The sequence below is a fragment of the Microbacterium sp. HMWF026 genome, from assembly GCF_003061325.1.
Lineage (GTDB): Bacteria > Actinomycetota > Actinomycetes > Actinomycetales > Microbacteriaceae > Microbacterium > Microbacterium testaceum_E.
The window spans coordinates 1-1066 of record NZ_QAJB01000388.1 but is presented as its reverse complement, the minus strand read 5'-3'; the positions used below and the strand labels follow the sequence as shown (position 1 = coordinate 1066).

Below are 1066 nucleotides of genomic sequence, written 5' to 3'. Positions count from 1 at the left end.
ACGTCGACCCGCGCGTCACGACGGACCCCGCGACGACCCGACTGCTCACCGAGGCGGCGGGCGAGCTGACGCGCAACGCCCGCCGGCACGCGCGGGCTTCGCGCATCAGCGTGCGCGTGACGGACTTCGACCGCGACGCGCTGCTGGTCGTGGAGGACGACGGACGTGGCTTCGACCCCCGCCGCACGGCGGACGACCGGTTCGGTCTGCGTCTGCTGTCGGATGCCGTCGCCGAGGCCGGGGGGACGCTCCGCGTCGACTCGTCGGCCGCCGGCACCCGGGTCGAGGTGCGGGTGCCGCTCGGGGTGCGGGTGCGCTGAGCCGCGGGGCGCGTCGAGTGCGTGGCCGGCCGGGCGCGTCGAGTGCGTGGCCTGAGGGAGTGCGCGGGTGCGAGTCCGCGGGTGCGTGCGCGAGTGCGCGGGTGCGTGCGCGAGAGCGGCGGCGGCGGTGATCCCCGGCGGTCAGTCCGCTGTCGCGGGCGGCTCGGCCGTCTGGACGGGGACCTGCACCGAGGTGACCGGGGCGTCCACGAGGCCGAGCAGGCTCACGGGCGAGGCTTCGGGGGCCGTGTCGTCCGGAAGCTCCTCCGCGCGCGAGCGCGGCCGCACCGGCTCGCCCGGCAGCCCCGCCCACTCGCTCGGTTCCTCGGGTCGCTGCACGAAAAGTCCCATGCAGGCATTCTGCGCCCGTTTCGACCGCCGCCGCTCCCCCGCGACGATTCGTCGCCTCCCGTCGCTCTCGCGACGGATCCGCGCGGCGGAACGGCGGCCGCGCTCGCCCTGACGGTCCGACCGGCGTCGACAACCGCCCACCGTGCGGGCAGCGCGAAAGCCCCGGAGATCTGCGCGATCACCGGGGCTTTTCACAAGCTGGGGTACCTGGACTCGAACCAAGAACAACGGAACCAGAAACCGCCGTGTTGCCAATTACACCATACCCCAATGGCTTCGAGCCGTAACTCGTGCCGAGGATCAAGCTTACGCGAGACGGGCCGGAGCGCAAAACCGGCGCCTCTGTCCGCGCGTCCCGGGCGCGTCCCGGCCGCGCCCCGCCCCCGTCCCAATAG

2 protein-coding genes and 1 tRNA gene are annotated in these 1066 nt (G+C 74.2%); 1 reads left to right on the top strand and 2 read right to left on the bottom strand.

Features of this window, described 5'->3' with window-relative positions; all coding sequences use genetic code 11:
• A partial coding sequence (locus tag DBR36_RS14380; protein ID WP_258222870.1) for a sensor histidine kinase occupies nt 1-320 on the top strand: 320 nt, incomplete at its 5' end.
• Between the two features lie 141 nt (nt 321-461).
• Here DBR36_RS14380 and DBR36_RS14375 read toward each other — a convergent pair.
• On the bottom strand, nt 462-671 hold the full coding sequence (locus DBR36_RS14375) for a hypothetical protein (RefSeq protein WP_108320449.1): 210 nt from the start codon (nt 669-671) through the stop codon (nt 462-464).
• 198 nt (nt 672-869) lie between these two features.
• Nucleotides 870-941: transfer RNA gene (locus tag DBR36_RS14370), tRNA-Gln, on the bottom strand.
• Nucleotides 942-1066 lie beyond the last annotated feature (125 nt).